The sequence below is a fragment of the Streptosporangium heterodermiicola genome (assembly GCF_051390675.1).
Classification (GTDB): Bacteria; Actinomycetota; Actinomycetes; order Streptosporangiales; family Streptosporangiaceae; genus Streptosporangium.
Genome location: NZ_JBPJSR010000010.1, coordinates 283,627 through 300,211, shown reverse-complemented (window position 1 = coordinate 300,211; position 16,585 = coordinate 283,627). Strand labels below are relative to the sequence as shown.

The 16,585-nt window shown below is 72.1% G+C and carries 15 protein-coding genes; 6 read left to right on the top strand and 9 right to left on the bottom strand.

Going from position 1 to position 16,585, the window contains the following annotated elements; all coding sequences use genetic code 11:
- Positions 1-122: 122 nt before the first annotated feature.
- From ACSC1Q_RS23190 to ACSC1Q_RS23180, 3 genes are all read right to left on the bottom strand, one after another.
- Positions 123-1,325, bottom strand: a complete 1,203-nt coding sequence (locus ACSC1Q_RS23190) for an FAD-dependent monooxygenase (RefSeq protein ID WP_436760793.1) — start codon at positions 1,323-1,325, stop codon at positions 123-125.
- A 125-nt stretch (positions 1,326-1,450) separates the two neighbouring features.
- Entirely contained in the window at positions 1,451-4,714 is a 3,264-nt protein-coding gene (locus tag ACSC1Q_RS23185; RefSeq protein WP_436760792.1) for an AfsR/SARP family transcriptional regulator, read from the bottom strand.
- A gap of 319 nt (positions 4,715-5,033) precedes the next feature.
- Positions 5,034-5,387: a hypothetical protein gene (locus ACSC1Q_RS23180; protein ID WP_436760791.1), complete on the bottom strand. Its 354-nt coding sequence runs from the start codon at positions 5,385-5,387 to the stop codon at positions 5,034-5,036.
- A gap of 136 nt (positions 5,388-5,523) precedes the next feature.
- Between ACSC1Q_RS23180 and ACSC1Q_RS23175 the strand changes: the two genes are divergently transcribed.
- The 3 genes from ACSC1Q_RS23175 to ACSC1Q_RS23165 all read left to right on the top strand — a co-directional run bounded on the left by ACSC1Q_RS23175 (position 5,524) and on the right by ACSC1Q_RS23165 (position 8,155).
- Positions 5,524-6,270, top strand: coding sequence for a GntR family transcriptional regulator (locus ACSC1Q_RS23175; RefSeq protein WP_350972816.1), 747 nt, complete (start codon positions 5,524-5,526; stop codon positions 6,268-6,270).
- A gap of 534 nt (positions 6,271-6,804) precedes the next feature.
- Complete coding sequence (locus tag ACSC1Q_RS23170; protein WP_436760790.1) at positions 6,805-7,437, top strand: GNAT family N-acetyltransferase; 633 nt, start codon at positions 6,805-6,807, stop codon at positions 7,435-7,437.
- A gap of 43 nt (positions 7,438-7,480) precedes the next feature.
- Positions 7,481-8,155: a copper homeostasis protein CutC gene (locus tag ACSC1Q_RS23165; protein ID WP_436760789.1), complete on the top strand. Its 675-nt coding sequence runs from the start codon at positions 7,481-7,483 to the stop codon at positions 8,153-8,155.
- A 121-nt stretch (positions 8,156-8,276) separates the two neighbouring features.
- Here the strand turns inward: ACSC1Q_RS23165 and ACSC1Q_RS23160 are convergent, their stop codons facing one another.
- The gene (locus tag ACSC1Q_RS23160; RefSeq protein ID WP_436760788.1) at positions 8,277-9,479 is read right to left on the bottom strand and encodes a DUF6986 family protein; all 1,203 of its coding nucleotides are present in this window, start codon (positions 9,477-9,479) and stop codon (positions 8,277-8,279) included.
- A gap of 174 nt (positions 9,480-9,653) precedes the next feature.
- A complete protein-coding gene (locus ACSC1Q_RS23155) occupies positions 9,654-10,985 on the bottom strand; it encodes an FAD-dependent oxidoreductase (protein WP_436760787.1) in 1,332 nt (443 codons plus the stop codon).
- A gap of 443 nt (positions 10,986-11,428) precedes the next feature.
- Between ACSC1Q_RS23155 and ACSC1Q_RS23150 the strand changes: the two genes are divergently transcribed.
- The 3 genes from ACSC1Q_RS23150 to ACSC1Q_RS23140 all read left to right on the top strand — a co-directional run bounded on the left by ACSC1Q_RS23150 (position 11,429) and on the right by ACSC1Q_RS23140 (position 14,680).
- Positions 11,429-11,797 carry a hypothetical protein gene (locus tag ACSC1Q_RS23150; RefSeq protein WP_436760786.1) on the top strand — a complete coding sequence of 123 codons (369 nt, stop codon included), beginning with the start codon at positions 11,429-11,431 and terminating at the stop codon, positions 11,795-11,797.
- 475 nt (positions 11,798-12,272) lie between these two features.
- Positions 12,273-12,839 (top strand): hypothetical protein, encoded by a 567-nt coding sequence (locus tag ACSC1Q_RS23145; protein WP_436760785.1) that lies wholly within the window; start codon positions 12,273-12,275, stop codon positions 12,837-12,839.
- A 98-nt stretch (positions 12,840-12,937) separates the two neighbouring features.
- On the top strand, positions 12,938-14,680 hold the full coding sequence (locus tag ACSC1Q_RS23140; RefSeq protein ID WP_436760784.1) for a proline--tRNA ligase: 1,743 nt from the start codon (positions 12,938-12,940) through the stop codon (positions 14,678-14,680).
- Positions 14,681-14,758: 78 nt separating this feature from the next.
- Here the strand turns inward: ACSC1Q_RS23140 and ACSC1Q_RS23135 are convergent, their stop codons facing one another.
- The 4 genes from ACSC1Q_RS23135 to ACSC1Q_RS23120 form a co-directional block, all read right to left on the bottom strand.
- Complete coding sequence (locus ACSC1Q_RS23135; protein WP_436760783.1) at positions 14,759-14,971, bottom strand: DUF4236 domain-containing protein; 213 nt, start codon at positions 14,969-14,971, stop codon at positions 14,759-14,761.
- A gap of 83 nt (positions 14,972-15,054) precedes the next feature.
- Positions 15,055-15,252 carry a DUF4236 domain-containing protein gene (locus ACSC1Q_RS23130; RefSeq protein ID WP_350972795.1) on the bottom strand — a complete coding sequence of 66 codons (198 nt, stop codon included), beginning with the start codon at positions 15,250-15,252 and terminating at the stop codon, positions 15,055-15,057.
- A gap of 190 nt (positions 15,253-15,442) precedes the next feature.
- Entirely contained in the window at positions 15,443-15,943 is a 501-nt protein-coding gene (locus tag ACSC1Q_RS23125; RefSeq protein ID WP_436760782.1) for a ferritin-like domain-containing protein, read from the bottom strand.
- A complete protein-coding gene (locus ACSC1Q_RS23120; RefSeq protein ID WP_436760781.1) occupies positions 15,940-16,434 on the bottom strand; it encodes a hypothetical protein in 495 nt (164 codons plus the stop codon). Before ACSC1Q_RS23120 ends, ACSC1Q_RS23125 begins: the two co-directional genes overlap by 4 nt.
- Between the last annotated feature and the right edge of the window lie 151 nt (positions 16,435-16,585).

Here is a 16,585-nt window from a genome sequence, read left to right as displayed (position 1 = left end):
CACCGTACGGTTTTCGAGGTTCGCCGATCTCGTCGGCACCGCCACCCCCCGCCGACCCGGCCATCCGGCCGCCGCGCGGTTCCTTCCGGAACGGTTCACGGCGGTGCGAGGTCCGGCCGGGGTCAGCGCTCGTAGTCCTTCAGGGCGATGGCGTTCGCCGTCTGCCGGATGCCCTTGGCGATCAGGCCCTTCCAGGGCACGTAGGGCAGGAGCTTGTAGTTCTGGTTGATGAACCAGGCCATGAAGCGGCTCTCGGGAACCATCCACTTGCCCACCCCGTCGCCCGACTTCTGGCACCCCGCCGCGTACTCTCGCATGGCCTCCTCGTAGGAGGCGAAGCCCGCGCGGTGGTCGCCACCCGCGGCGGCCAGTTCCCCGGCGAGGACATAGGCACCGATCATGGCCAGGCCGGTGCCCATGCCCGACAGCGGCGAGGCGCAGTAGGCGGCGTCCCCGAGCAGCGTGACCCGGCCGGCCGACCAGCTGTCCATGTGGACCTGGCTGATCGAGTCGAAGTAGAAGTCCCGGGCCTCCCACATCGCGTCCAGCAGCCGGGGGGTCTCCCAGCCGACACCGGCGAACGCCTCGGCGAGGATCTTCTTCTGCCGCTCGGTGTCGCGGCGGTCGTAGCTCAGCGGCGAGGAGCCGAAGTAGAACGTCGCCTTCGCCTCGGTGTTGCCCCGGGCGCTGTACATGCCGACGAGCTTGCCGGGGGTGTTGTAGATCTGCCCGGTGTGGTCGAGGCCGAGGTGGTTGGCGGTGGTGAAGATCGCGCAGTACAGGCCCATCTCCTTCACGAACCGCGACTCCGGCCCGAACGCGAGCGCCCGGACGTTGGAGTGCAGCCCGTCGGCCCCCACGACCAGGTCGAACCGGCGCGGCCCACCGCGCTCGAAGGTGACCTGAACGCCCTGGGCGTCCTCGGTGAGCGCGGTGATGGAGTCGTCGAAGATGTACTCGACGTGGTCCCGGGTGTGCTCGTACAGGATGCGCCCCAGGTCGCCGCGCAGGATCTCCAGGTCGCCGCTGAAGACGTCGGCGGGCATGCTGGAGAGCTTCTTGCCTGCCTCGTTGACGTACGTCATCGCGCCCATGTTCGTCCGCTCGCGCCGGATGTCGTCCAGGACCCCCATCCGGTCGAGCATGGTGAGGTGTGCCTCGCCGCGGAAGTCGACCGCGTAGCCGCCGTCGCGGACGCCGGGCGCCCGTTCCACGATCGTGGGGGTGAAACCGTGGCGGTGCAGCCAGTAGGCCAGCGCCGGACCGGCGACGCCGGCCCCCGAGATCAGGATGTTCTTGTTCTTGAGCCGCGGTGTGGTGTTCATGAGACGAGCCTGTCCGAGGGCGCTCACCGCCCGCTCACCGCGAGCTCACCGCTCTCACCGGAGGCTCACCGCGAGCCGCACAACCGTGAGCCGCACAACCGCGCCCCCGCGAGCCCGCGTACCGGTCAGCCGGGCGGGACCGGCTCGGGGTCGGTGAGGCCGCTGATCGGTGAGGTCCGGATGAGGGCCTCGGAGACACCGGCCAGGCGCAGCGCGTCCGTCCCGGACAGCCGCGCGCCCTCGCGGTGGGCGGCCTCGTAGGGCGTCTCGCCCAGCGCGGCCCGCGCGGCGGCGGCCGTACGGGAGGCGTCCGGGTCGTCCTCGTCGGCGACTCCCCGCAGGGCGACGGCCGCGCCGAGCAGCAGGGCGGCGCCGGGGGCGTCCCCTTCGAGCAGGGCGATTCCCGCGAGGGCCTCGACCGGGCGGGCGCTCTCGGTGACCGCCCCCGTTTCCACCGCCACCTCGGCGGCCCGCCGGTGCAGGGCGCGGGCCTCGGCGAGATCGCCGGAGAGCTCGGCGATCCTGCCGAGCCCGAGGAGCGCGCTCGTCCGGTTTCCCGCGCTCCGCACCCAGTGCGTCTCGAACCGGTCGAGCGCCTGCTCGTACAGCGCGCGCGCCCCGGCCAGGTCGCCCTCCAGCCGCGCGATGTCGCCGAGGCCGCGCAGCGCCGCGGCCAGGTAGGTGGGGCTGCCCGCGTGGCGGGCGATCTCGGCGGCCCGCTCGTAGTCGGCGCGCGCCCGCCGGAGACCGGTGCCCGCGGGGTCCTTCCCGGTCCGGGCGGCCTGGACGCGGTAGTCGCCCCGGTTGCACAGCAGGTCGGGGATGTCCTCAAGGGCGCCGAGCCGTTCGGTGAGGGCGAGGGCCTCGTCGGTCAGGGTGATCGCCTTCCCCGGGTCGCCGCGCAGGGCCGCCAGACCGGCCAGCGCGTCCAGGGCGAGCGACGTCCCCCACCGGTCGCCCAGCGAGCGGAAGGCTTCGGCGGCCGAGGTGAACTCGTCCTCGGCCCGCGCCAGGTCCCCGGCCGCCAGGTGCGGGTATCCCCACAGCAGGTGGACGACGGCCCTCTCCCAGGGGTCGTCGCCCGCCCGCCCGCGTTCGATCACCGCGAGGGCGACGCTCGAATCCTCCGCACCGGAGTTGATCATCGCCCAGAGGAAGGTGATGATCGGGTGGCGGTGCGGCCGGCCGGGGTCGACGACGACCGCCTCGGCCGTCGCCCGGTGACGTTCCCACGCCTCCCGGCCGCTGCCGCCGGCCGCCGCCACCAGGGCACAGAGCACGTACCCGTCCCCGAGCCCAGGGGGTGGGCTGTCACCGATCACGTCCAGGAGCGCGACCGCCGGTGCCGTCGCCAGGGTCCGCATGCCGCGCATCCAGAAATACGGTGACAGGCAGGCGAACAGCCCGAGGGCGAGCTCGACCTGCCCCGTTTCGACGGTCCAGCGCAGCGCGGCCTGGAGGTTGGCGTGCTCCGCGCCGAGGATCTCCAGCCAGCGGAGCTGCTCGGCCCGCCGCAGGTGGGGGTCCGCCTCCCGCGCCAGCTCCAGGAAGTGGTCCGCGTGCGCGCGCCGCAGGGCCTCGGACTCCCCGGCCACCTCCAGCTGCTCGGCGCAGTAGGCGTGGATCGTGTCGAGCATCCGATAGCGCCCGCCGCCCACCTCCACCAGGGACTTGTCGGCGAGGGAGTCCAGCACGTCCTCGGCGTCGGGCACCCCGCAGACCAGCGCCGCGGCCTCGGCGGTCGCGCCGCCGGAGAAGACCGTCAGCCGCCTGGCCATCACCTGCTCGGCCCCGGACAGCAGGTCCCAGCTCCACGCCACGACCGCGCGCAGCGTCCGGTGCCTGGCGTCGGCCGCGCGGCTGCCCCGCGACAGCAGGCGGAAGCGGTCGTCCAGGCGGGCGGCGAGCTCGGGGAGCTCGTACGTGCGGGCCCTGGCCGCCGCGAGCTCGATGGCGAGCGGCAGGCCGTCGAGCTCGCCGCAGATCCGCCGTACGATCTCCGCCCCGGCCTCGTCCAGCGCGAAACCGGGGCGCACCGCCGCGGCCCGGTCGGCGAAGAGCCGCGCGGCGGGGGACGGGCCGAGCGGCCGGACCGGCCACAGGTTCTCGCCGGTGATGCCGAGCGGCTCCCGGCTCGTCGCCAGGACGCGCAGCTCCGGACATCCGGCGAGCAGCCGCGCGGCCAGGTCCGAGGCCGCCTCCACGATGTGTTCGCAGTTGTCGAGCACGAGCAGCAGCGGCCGGTCGGCCAGCGCCGCGAGCAGCCGGGAGACGGGCTCCGTCTCCTCGGGCACGGTGAGCAGCCCGCTCTCGCGCAGACCGAGCGCGCCGAGCAGGGTCTGCGGTAGCTGCCGCCCGTCGCGCAGCGCCGCGAGCTCGACGAAGCAGACGTCCGGCAGCCCGCTCGCGACCTCGATCGAGAGCCTGGTCTTGCCCGCACCGCCGGGGCCGAGCAGGGTGACCAGGCGGGCCGTCCCGAGCAGCCGGGTGACCTCGGCCAGGTCCTCGGCGCGGCCCACGAAACTGGTCAGCTGCGCCGGTGGCGCGGGCGGCTCGTACGGCCGCTCGCCCCTGAGCAGCTCCTGGTGGACGGCCGCGAGCTCGGCCGAGGGGTCCGCGCCGAGCTCGTCGGCGAGCAGCCGCCGCGTCTCCTCGAACGCGAGCAGCGCCTCCGCCTGCCTGCCGCCCGCCCGCAGCGCGCGCATGAGAAGGCTCCTGAGCCTCTCCCGCAGCGGGTGCCTCGCGGTCAGCTCCTGCAGCTCGGGCACCGCGGCCCGGTGCTCGCCCCGCCGGAGGTCGGCCTCGATCCGGTCCTCCAGCGCGCCGAGCCTGCGCTCCTCCAGCCGCAGCACCAGGGCCTGTACGGAGGCGGCGTCCGCGGCGTCGGCGAGCGCGGGGCCCCGCCACAGGTCCAGGGCCCGCCGCAGCAGTACGGCCGCCCGCGCCGGGTCGCCGTCGAGCAGGGCCCGGCGTCCCTCGTCGGAGAGCCGCTCGAAGCGGTGTGCGTCGAGGTCGGCGGGATCGATCGCGAGCCGATAACCCGACGGGACGGCCTCGATCTCGGCCTCGCGCCCCAGGACCTGGCGGAGCCGGGACACCTGCGACTGCAGGGCGTGCGCCGCCCCTCCCGGTGGCCGCGAGCCGTAGAGGTCGTCGATCAGCAGGTCGGCCGTCACCACCTCGCCGGCGCGGGCGAGCAGCAGTCCCAGCAGCGCCCGCCGGGCCGGGCCGCCGACGCGGACCTCGTCCCCGATGCCGTTGGCGTCAGCGACATCATCGGCGACGGCGTCGGTGCCGCCCTCGGAGGAGGTCTCGGCGCCGGTGCCGCCCTTGGAGGTCTCGGCGCCGTCGCGCCATGCCCGTGTGGTGCCCAGGATCCCGAACCGCATGGGGGTAATTGTCTTCCCTCGCGCGGTCTCACGCCTCCACGTCTTCCGTCACGGGGTCTACCGTCTTCACGCCTCTTGTCCCGGCGGGACTCTTCCCCCGCGCTGTCTCAGGTCCTCACGCCTTCTGTCCCGGCGGGCCGCTCGCCGCCGGAGGCGGGGGGTGGGGAGGCGAGCGGTCACGCCTTGGCGGGTCCCGTCCCGTGGACGGCGTTCCCGCGATGGGAAACGCGCCCTGGCGGGCGTGGGGGACCCGCCAGGACGCGTTCCGCCCCGGGCGCGGCGGCGGAGGACCCCGGCGAGGGATGGGGTCCTCGGCCTGCTATTCGCGCTCGGAGTCTGTGGCGGCGAAGGCGCGGACCGGGTGGTCCGTGTCCTCCTCCGAGAGGTCGTCGTCGGGGGCGGGCCGCCGGTAGTGCCGCGAGATGAGGCGGGCCGCTCCCACCGGGTCGTCGGCCGGGTGGGACGACTCGACGCCGTCCTCGTTCCAGACGAACAACCCGTTCTTGCACCAGACAGTCAGATCGGTCAGCACCGAGAGCACCGACATGCCGTTCCCGTTGCTCTGGTAGGTGTGCGTGAACCCCTGGCGGTGCAACGCGTAACGCAGTAAACGTGTTGCCTCGCGGGGATCGCGCCAGGGCAGGTACGGCGTATCCGTGCGGACCGACAGCACCGGCCTCCACCCCCTCGCTGACCTTTCGATGGATTTGTACCAACGATTGGATGATGCGGGTCTTGGGAGGTTGGGTCAAGGGGCTGTTCCCCGCTAGAACCAGATCGTCTAGTTTTGTTGGCACAAAGGGGACTTAATGGCACGGTCAACGCTGTATCAACAGGTGGCCTCCGACCTACGGAGGACCATCTACTCCGGTGCGCTCGGCCCGGGGGATCAGCTACCGACCGAGGCGGAACTCATGCTCGTTCACCAGGTCAGCCGCAACACCGTACGGCTGGCCCTCGGCGAGCTCGTGAACGAGGGCCTGGTCACCCGCACCCCCCGCAGGGGCACCGTCGTCAGGGAACGCCGCCCGCTGCTCATGCATCCCCAGCGCGAGCTGCAGCCGCGGCGCGAGGAGACCCTGGAGGCCTTCGCCTGGGCCGTATCCCGCGAGGGACGCGCGCCGAGCCAGGAGATCGAGGTCTCGATCGTGCAACCGGCCGAGGAGATAGCCAGCAGGCTGGAGCTCTCCGACGAGGAGCTCGCCGTGGTCCGCCGGAGGCTGCGCTTCGTGGACGGCCAGCCGTACAACACCAACGACTCCTACTTCCCCCTGGCCCTGGTCGCCGACTCCGAGATCACCCGCCCCGGCGACATCGTGCGCGGGGCCAACAAGGTCCTGGAGGAACTCGGCCACCGGCAGGTGCGGGTGGTCGACGACATCTGGGCGCGGATGCCCAACAGCGCCGAGACCGAGCGGCTCCAGCTCCAGCTCGGCACACCGGTCGTCGTCTACATCCGGGTCGGTTACGACGAGGACGACACTCCCGTACGCGTGGCGGTGTCGGTCCTGCCCGCCGACAAGCACCTGATCCGGTACGAGCTGGAAAGCCGTTGACGTCTCCGTGACCGCCCTGACGGGCCGGCCCCCGTTCCGCCCGCGCCGCGGGCGAGCACCGGGCCGCGCCCGCCGGGTGGCTAGACGCCGCTCTCCCCGTTTCTCCCGCTTCCTCCGCTCTCCCCGCTCTCCCTGCTCTCCCCGCTTCCCTCGCTTCTCCCGCTTTCCCGCGCCTTCCGCCCAGCCGGGCCTCTCCCCGCCGCCCCCGGCGGTGTTCTTCGCCCCGGAGCGCCTCTTCCGGTTGTCTTCGGCGGCGCCCTCCGCCTCGGCGGGTCGCCTCTCGCCGCCCTCGACGGCGTTCTCCGTTCCGGTGGGCCTACTCCCGCCGCCTCCGAGGGCTCCTTTCGCTTCGGCGGGACTTTTCCCGCTGTCCCCGGCCGCGCCCTTCGCTCCGGCGGTCTCCCCGCCGATCGCGGTCTCCCCGCTCGCCTCAGGCCCCTAGGCGGTCCGCCTAGCCCGGCATGGACGCCGTGCGCCATCACGTGGACACGCTCCGTGTCATCTCATGCACCGAACGCAACGAAGGGATGAACCATGCACTCGAACACCGCCAGTCCCACCGCCACGCGCCCGTTCACGCTGCGCGGGGCCACGGACGGTGACCTCGACGGGGTGCTCGCGCTCCTCGCCGAGACCGCCGGGTGGCTGAACCGCCGCGGCGTGCGGCAGTGGCCCGCCGACGGTTTCCCCGCCGGGCGCATCACCCCGCTGATCGGCGAGGGTGTCCTGTACGTACTGGACAGGGAGGACGAGCCGGGCGGTCGGAACGGGGAGGGAGGGCCCGTCGCCACCCTCGCCCTGGACGGCCACGCCGACCCCGAGTTCTGGACCCCGGGGGACGACCCCGGTTCGGCGCTCTACGTCCACAAGCTGGCCGTGGCGCGCGACCACGCGGGCACGGGGCTGGGGGAGGCGCTCCTCGACTGGGCGGGCCTGCGGGTCCTGGCCTTGGGGAAAAGATGGCTCCGGCTTGACTGCTCCAAGGACAACCCGGGGTTGCAGGGCTACTATCGGGGACAGCGTTTCACGCATCTCCGCACGGTCGACCTGCCGCATCGTGCCTCCGGCGCCCTGTTCCAGCGGCCGGGGGGCCTGCGCGCTCGCGCGTCCGGCCTCGCGCTGCCCTTCTCGGACCGGCGCGGGTCGTCCGTCCCCGAGCATGTCTGAACCACGGCGATCCCAGGACAAAGCCATCCGATAGCCTCCATTCATGACCGGATCCTTGCTTGAGGTGATCACGCTCGACGTGCGAGACGCCGTCGCCGCGGAAGCGGGCGGCGCCGATCGCCTGGAGGTCGTCGCCGACATGGCCTCCGACGGGCTCACCCCGGCGGCGGAGACGGTCGCGGCTATCTCCAAGGAGTGCGCGCTGCCGCAGATGGTGATGTTGCGCGGCGAGGCCTCGTTCCTGGCCACGCCCGAGTCGCTGAAGGCCCTGAGCCGCGATGCCAGGGCCCTCGCCGACGCGGGCGCGGCCGGGTTCGTGTTCGGTTTCCTCGACGAGGCCGGAGTGGTCGACCTGGCCGCCACCGAGGCGCTCATCCACGCGGTCGCGCCACTGCCCTGGACCTTCCACCGGGCGGTGGACCACGCGGCCGACACCCAGGCGAGCTGGCGCGCCGTCCGGCTCCTGCCCAACCTCGCCACCGTGCTCACCTCGGGTGCGCCCGGTGGCGTGGCGGACGGGCTGCCGCTGCTCAAGACCCGGTGCGAGGCCGGCGACGGCCCGCTGATCATGGCCGGCGGCGGGCTGCGGCCCGGCCACGTCAGGGTGCTGATGGAGTACGGCGTGCGGGCCTTCCACGTCGGCAGCGCCGTGCGGGCGTCCTGGTCGGACCCGGTCGACGCCCGCCGGGTCCGCGAGTGGCGCGCCCTGATCGACTGAAGCCCCACCGAGCCACCGCCCCACCGAGCCCGCCAAGGCCCGCAGAGGCCCCACAGAGGTTCGCCAAGGTCCGCCAAGGCCCGCAGGGGCTCGCCGGGGCCCCGGGCCTGCCGGGCCGGGGTCAGGCCGGTGGGTCTCCGAGGCCGGTGCCCAGCGCCAGGTCGGCGCGGCGGAGGGCGGCGGCCATGGTCTTGATCGTGGCGGGCTCGTCCATCACGCCCTCACCGGCGTCGCGCCGCTCCTCCCAGGCGCGCACCCGGCGGGCGTACTCCCCGTACCGGGACAGGTGGAAGGCGTAGACCGCCGCGTACCGGCTGACCAGGTGGGAGGGGTGCATGTCCCAGCCCTGGTAGAAGCCGTGGGTCAGGGAGTGCCCGACCAGCCTCGCGTGGCGCCGCCACAGGTCCCGCACGTCACGCCCGTCGTCCGAGGCGGGGGACGCGGCCAGCGAGCCGTCCGACAGCTCCACCCCCGTCCCGGCGAAGACGGTCTGCATGACGTGCCTGGCGTGGTCGCAGGCGGGATGGTCCAGCCGCTGCTCGTGCGGGGGGAGGGCGCAGCTCGCCGTGTAGTCGAAGACGCCGAAGTGCGCCGCCGCCAGCCTGCCCCGCAGGGAGGTCACCAGGCCCGCGTCGAGGAACAGCACCGTCTGCGGCGCCTCCACCTGGATCTCGAACCTCAGCGCGCCCCGGCCGAGGCCCAATCCGTCCTCCAGCGCGTCGAGGCAGTCGGCGAACTGGTACAGGTAGTCCCTCATCAGGACCTTGGGGAAGGTGATCACGAATCCCTCGGGCAGCAGCCCGGCCCGATCGGTCACGCCGGTGAGGAAACCGTCCAGGGTCCTGACGGCACGGACCGGGTCGCCGTCGGCGAACGACTTCACCCGCAGCCCCCAGCGCCGGGGGAGCGTCCCGGCCGCGTGCATGGCCGCGACCGCCTTGGCGGCGGCGGAGGCGTGGCCGTCCTCCTCCCCGGTACGTATCCCGTAGCCGTCCTCGAAGTCGATCCTGAGGTCCTCGACGGGTTCCCGGGAGAGCTTGGCGGCCACCCTCCCGTGCACGTCCCCGGCGAGGTCCTCGCCCGCGCCTGGAGACGTGCCGAGGATCGCGGCCAGGTCGGCCTCCGGCAGGTGCCGCCGGAACAGCTCCAGCGCGGCGTCACCCCACTCCCGCGTCGTCGCGTCGTCGAACCGGTCCGCCGGGACGTAGACCGTGTGCACGGGCTGCCACTCGACCTGCCGGTACGGGTACAGCGCGGACTGCTCGCGATGGGTCCGCTCGAAACCCGGGATCAGGACGGAGGGGTCGGCGAGCGTGACACGCATGCTGGTGCTCCTTCTGGACGTGCTGGACGTGCTGGACGCGCGGGTTCGGGTGGACGTGACGGTGTGGACACACCCCGGTCACCGGCCGTCCCCGACGTCGAGCCGGTTCAACAGGTTCAACAGGTTCGGCTGGTTCGGCCGGTTTCCGGATCACGTCCCGGACGTGGTTCCCGTTCAGCCGGTCCCCACATCGCCTCCCGGCCGTTGCTCCCGGTCACAGGCGGTGAGCATCGCGGCGAGGCCGAGGAGCTTCACCCGCTCGCCCCGGTCGAGGGATCTGGCCAGGGCCGCCTCGGCCGCCTCGATGGCGAGCCAGTGCTCGTAGGTGATCGGCGACACCCCCCGGGCCGCGAGAAGGCCGTCCAGGTCCGCGCGGCGTACCGGATCGCGGCCGGCCAGGTCGGCGAGGAGGGTGCGGACCGTCTCTGCGGCGTCGGACTTGTTGGTGCCGATCACACCGGTGGGGCCCCGCTTGAGCCAGCCCGCGACGTACTCGCGGTCGCGGACCCGGCCGGCCTCGTTCGGCACGGTCATGCTGGTCTCCGAGAAGGGGACGCCGGGCAGCGGCACGCTCTGGTAGCCGACCGAACGCAGCACCATGCCGACCGGGAGGGTCTCGAACTCGCCGGTGCCGACGACCCGGCCGTCCACCAGCCGGGTGCGCTCCAGCTTGAGCGCCTCCACCCGCTCCTCGCCGATGATCTCCACCGGGCGCATCCAGAACCGCACGTCCAGCCGCCGGGGACGGCCCGTGACGGCGCGGGTGGCCCAGCTCCGCAGGACCTCGACGTTCCCCCGGACCTGCCGGGACGCCGTCGTGACGTCCGCCACGCACTCGTCCGGCCGTACGCGCACGTCCGCGTTGGCCAGCTCGCCCAGCTCCCTGAGCTCCTTCAGGGTGAACTTGGCGTGCTCGGGCCCCCGGCGCCCGATCATGTGGACGGTCTTCACCTCGCTGGCGGCCAGCCGGGCCAGCACCTCCTCTGGCACGTCCGTGGCACGCAGCTCCTCGGCCGTCTTGGCCAGGACGCGCACCACGTCGACCGCCACGTTGCCCACGCCGATCACCGCGACCTCTGGGCTGTCGAGGACGAAGCGGTCGGCGGGCATGTCGGGGTGGCCGCAGTACCAGTTGACGAAGTCGGTGGCGGCCACGCTGCCCGGCAGGTCCTCGCCGGGGATGCCCATCCGCCGGTCCACCATCGCGCCGGTGCAGTAGACCACCGCGTCGTAGCAGCCGAGCAGGTCGGCGACGTCGACGTCCTTGCCCAGCTCGACACCGCCGAGGAACCGCACCTCGGGAAGCTCCAGCACGCCGCGCAGGTAGCCCGCTATCGACTTGATCGAGGTGTGGTCGGGAGCCACCCCGTACCGCACCAGCCCGTACGGTGTCGGCAGGCGCTCCAGGACGTCCACCTGGAGCGGCACGGTGGCCTGTTTCGTCAGGGCCTCGGCGGTGTAGATCCCGGCGGGTCCTGACCCCACGATCGCGACTCGCAGTGACATGTCGCCTCCTCGGCGTTGGATGTCATGAACGCGATGCCCTGCTCGATTCTGTATCACCCAGGGGCAACCTGCCAGACTCACGCGCCGACATGATCGATTCGTTCGCCGGGGACCAGGGGGCGTGATCCGAATGTCATGCGGCGTCCGTACGCCGGGGATCGTGGGAGCGCGGTGGATCCTGGAGTCCATGGCGCGAGGCCAGGTGCCGGATCAGTACTTGCGGGGACAAGCCCGGCGGATCACAGTTGGTTCTCGTGAGTTCAGGAGCGGAGAAGCGTCGCAAAGCGAGTGCCCGGCGTCCGAAGGACGGTCCGCTTCAGGACGCGAGAGGAACACACCGAACAGGACACGCTCCCGCCTCTCCCGACATTTCAGGTATATCCGATACCTCCGGTGAGGGTCGGCCTTCGTGCGGGCTCCGGTACGAGGCGTTCGGCCGGGTGATGGCCGCGCTCGCGGGAGAGTCGGAGCTCCTGGAGTCCTGCCGCGACCTGACCTGGTGGCGCGGGGCCGACCACGGCTGGCACATCGAGTGGCGCGACGGCCCCGGCGCGGCCGACATCGCCGCCGTCCTGGCCGGGCACGTCCGCGATCCGGGTCGTTCCGGCACCCTGGTCACCCGCTCAGGCCCCGCCACGGCGGGTGACGCCACCCTGGACGTCATGGGCGTCCCGTTCGTCCTGCGCGCCGTCGACCCCGTGCACCGCGAGCGCTTCCGCGGCAGGGCCGGTCTGCGCCGCCTCGGCGAGGCGCTCGACACCACCCGCAGGACCACCTCCCGCCACCCCTGGGAGATCCTTCTCGGCGGCTGACGCCCCGGGACGGCCGATCCGGTGGCGTCGCACCGGAGCACCGGAGCACCGGAACACCGGAACACCGGGGTATCGGGCCACGGTCCCGCCGACGGGACGGGACCGCGAACCGGGCGCGGGCGTCCGACACCCGGAGATGTTCCGGGACGCCCGGCGGGAAAGGGACGAACGGCGGAAAGGGACACCCGGCGGGGAAGAGACGCCCGGCGAACGGCGTCGCGGAGATCCGGCCGCCTGCCGGGGGGAACGACAGAGAGACCCGCCGCGACAGCCCGGCCGAACGCCCGTCCACTTTACTGTTATCAAGCGCTCGCTTGCTTTGTAAACTTGGCACGTTCGAGGTGTTTCCCCAGGTCAGATATACTGCTGATAGCCACTAGCAAATGTGATCGGGGGATCAGTGGCTTTGGTAGAACGTAATTACACGCTTGACTTTGTCGCCGGTGACCGTCGAGATCGCGCCATTCTCCGGCACATGGTCCTCTCCCTTTTCCTGGGGATGCTCCTCGGAGGCCTCGGAGCGCTGCTGGCCTACGGGCCCGAGCTGCTGTACGCGCTTTACAATCCGTACGCCTACCTCCTTTTCGTCGTCGTCATGGGACGGACGGCGGCCGGTATCGGCTGGGCCGTCCTCTCCAGCGTGCTGGCCGCGTTCGGCCCGATCCTCTCGTTGCTGGTCGCCACGATCTTCGAGAAGAACGCCTGGCTCCTGAGTCTCGGCGGCGACGGCGCCTCGATGAACCTCATGATCGCGAACCTCGTCGCCATCGGCGTCCTGTCCTACCTCGCCAAGCGCTACGACCGCTGGGGAGACATCGCGGCCGGGAGCGCGGCCGGGCTCGCCCTGCTCGACGGGATCGACAAGGCGATGCCAGGCGGGCCCGAGCACGTCGCCGGTTTCTGGCCGTGGGGCGTCGTGGTGGTGGTCGCGATCGTGCTGGGGATGCTGGTCTCGCTGGGACGCGGATGCGACCGGGCCTGCTCCGCGCTGATCGCGCTCGTCTTCGGCGCCTCCTACTTCGTCTTCCTCACCGGCCTCTGAGGCCTCACCGCCGGGCGCGGAAGCGGTCGACCGCAGACAATCGGCTTGCGAGACTCGATAGCCTGTAGAGCACCGAACCCCGCTAGCTAGGAGTAGCCGTGCTGCTGCGCATGTCGTCGCTGTTTCTTCGAACGCTGAGGGACGACCCGGCAGACGCGGAAGTCCCGAGCCACAAGCTGCTCGTCCGCGCCGGTTACGTCCGCCGCGTCGCCCCCGGCGTCTACTCCTGGCTGCCGCTCGGCAAGACGGTCCTGGAGAACGTGACGCGCGTCGTGCGCGAGGAGATGAACCGGATGGGCGGCCAGGAGGTCCTCTTCCCCGCCCTGCTGCCCCGCGAATACTACGAGGCGACCGGCCGCTGGACCGAGTACGGCGACACGCTCTTCCGCCTCAAGGACCGCAAGGGGGCCGACTATCTCCTCGGTCCCACCCACGAGGAGATGTTCACCGACATGGTCAAGGGGGAGTACGCCTCCTACAAGGACTATCCGGTGACCCTCTACCAGATCCAGACCAAGTACCGCGACGAGGCCCGTCCCCGGGCCGGCATCCTGCGCGGGCGCGAGTTCATCATGAAGGACTCCTACTCCTTCGACCTCGACGACGACGGCCTCAAGCGCTCCTACGAGCGCCACCGCGAGACCTACGTCAAGACCTTCGACCGGCTCGGCATCTCGTACAAGATCTGCTTCGCCACGTCGGGAGCGATGGGCGGCTCGGCCTCCGAGGAGTTCCTCGCCCCCGCGGAGACCGGCGAGGACACCTTCGTGGCCTGCCACAACTGCGGCTACGCGGCCAACGCGGAGGCCGTCGTCACCACCGCGCCGCCCGCGATCACCGACGAGCGGCCCGCCGCGCGGGTGCTCGACACCCCCGACACCCCGACCATCGAGTCACTGGTCAACCACGTCAACGAGCACCACGGCCTCGGCATCGCCGCCGCCCAGACGCTCAAGAACATCGTGATCAAGGTGACGGTCCCCGGCTCAGGCAAGACCGAGACCCTGATCGTCGGCCTCCCCGGAGACCGCGAGGTCGACTTCAAGCGGCTGGAGGCCTCCCTCGCCCCCGGCGAGCCCGCCATCTTCGAGGCCGAGGACTTCGCCAGGCACCCCGGCCTGGTCCGCGGCTACATCGGCCCCCAGGTCCTCAAGGACCTCGGCATCCGCTACCTCGTCGACCCCCGCGTGGTCGACGGCAGCGCCTGGGTGACCGGCGCCAACGAGCGCGGCAAGCACGCCGCGGACGTCGTCGCCGGCCGTGACTTCGTCGCCGACGGCACCATCGAGGCCGCCGAGGTCCGCGCGGGCGACGCCTGCCCGGTCTGCGGCTCCGGCCTGTCCATCGACCGCGGCATCGAGATCGGCCACATCTTCCAGCTCGGCCGCAAGTACGCCGACGCCGCGAAGCTCGACGCCCTCGGCCCCGACGGCAAGCCGGTCCGCGTCACCATGGGCTCGTACGGCATCGGCGTCTCCCGGGCCGTGGCGGTGCTGGCCGAGCAGCGGCACGACGAGCTCGGGCTGGTCTGGCCCCGCGAGATCGCCCCCGCCGACGTCCACGTCGTGGGCACCGGCAAGGACGGCCAGGTCGAGGCCGCCACCCGGATCGCCGAGGAGCTGGAGGGCCGCGGGCTGCGCGTCCTGGTCGACGACCGCCCCGGCGTCTCACCGGGGGTGAAGTTCAAGGACGCGGAGCTGCTCGGCATGCCGACGATCCTGATCGTCGGCCGGGGGCTCACCCAGGGCGTCGCGGAGCTGCGCGACCGCGCCACCGGCGTCAAGGAGGAGATCCCGCTCGCCGAGGCCGTGGAGCGCGTCGTGGCGGCCTGCCGGGAATAGCCCCGGGCCCGCCCGGAACGCACGAGAGCGGCCCACCCCTTTTCCGAGGGGTGGGCCGCTCTCTCACGTATATGGCCGTCAGTAGTGGTAGTGGTGGTGTCGCCTGGAGCTCCGGCCGATCGCCTTGCCCACGTGGAACCCGCCCGGCAGGTTGACGGTCACGTATTTGCGGCCGTCGGGGGTCCTGCTGACGTGGAATCGGCGATTGCCGAAACCGTGGCCCACCCCCCGCGGGGACAGGTCGATCCTGAAGGGACCGACTTTGATCGACTTCCTGTATCCCCAGCCCATTGCCTTCTCCCCGGACTCCCCGAAACCTCGCGTCGTGTCATGAGAACGAGCGGCGTTCGCGAACGGTTCCCGGGTAATTCCCATCAGCGACGGCTGCTGTTGCTGCTGAGCGTCTTGCGCCAGTGGAAGCCGCCGGGAAGGTTGACGCTCAGAGTGCGGCGCCCGTCGGCCGTCTTGGTGACCCTGAATGCGCGGTTTCCCCAGCTGTGCCCCACTCCACCCCGCGAAAGGTTAAGACGGAACGGACCGAACTTCATGGATTTCCGGTATCCCCAGCCCATTACTTCCTCCTTAGGCGTATTTCGCGAGGATGCAGCTACCCGGCAGACGTGGTGCAAACATGTTTGAAAGCGGGTTCGGATCACGGCTCGCGGATCCGGGGCCCTCGGATAAGATCGTTTTCCGCATTGACCAGCCCGGTTCCCGCCCCTTCACCGGAAGAAGGTCACCCGGGAAAACAATCGGGAAACGTCACTGGGAGGGGCTCGCCGCGGGGGTGGCGGCGGGCGCGGGCGCCGTCCGGGGCGGCATGCCGGGGAATGCCTCGATCTCGGGGCGCAGACCGTAGGAGCGGACGGCGCACTCCTGCATGACCAGGGCGGCCATCTCGCGCAGGGCCGGGTCCGCGGACGCCGCCAGCTCCAGATAGGCGCCGGTCACCCCCCGCTCGACCAGCACGGCCAGCTCCACCGCCTGTGTCGCGCCCGACGGCGTGACCGGGAGCTCGTAGGCGGCCTTCGGCTCCGCGGGCGTGCCGCCCGCGGTGATGATCATGGTGCGGAGCTTGTCGCGCCGGGCGCGGTGGGCGTTGTAGGCGGTCGTCATCGCCGTGCGCAGCCTGCCGGTGGTCCTGGCCGCGATGACCCCGTACGCGTAAACGGCGGCGTGCTCGGCCGCCAGTGCCGCGCCGAGTCCCTGATCGGCCCTGCCCCCGCCGATTCCGCCGCCCCCGGCCCTCGAAGTTCCCCTCACAGCGGCCTCGACAGGGCGAGGGCGTGCGCGGCCTCGCAGGCGCCGATGGAGGCGAGCAGCTGGGCCAGCGGGGGTGAGACCCCCACGATCTGGCGGACGCGCAGCGCCGCGGCCCTGTGCTCCATGTTCCGCAGGGTCCGTACCGAAGGGACACCCTGGGCCGCGCTCCCGGAGGGCGACGGGACGGGGCTTCCAGAGGGCGACGAGGTGGGGGAGGCGGCGGGCGGCGCGGGCGGGAGGCGGCGGCGGAGCTCGGCCAGGTGGGCCTCGTGCCGCTGCCTGAAGGGCTCCAGGCGGGCCGAGGCCGCCGAGGCGTACAGGGCGACGGTCCGCTCCTTGCTCGCGATCAGCTCACGCAGGAGCAGGGTCTCGGGGTCGGGAGGCGCGGCGGCGGGAGGCGCCGGCTTCTCGGCGGCGCAACCCGTGACCGTCACGGCCGCGGCCCCGAGGGCGCCGCCCCTCAGCAGGGCGCGCCGGGAGACGGAACGCACGACGACCTCCGGTTCTGTGTCGGCAGCTGACGCACTTAGCATCGTACGGGCTTGGAATAATGGCACTCACCTCGCTTCTCGGGCGGCTCCGCCACACCGAGTGGCGCTGTTTCCACGCCCTGGTGTGGATAGGCTGGTTAATCGCATGGGC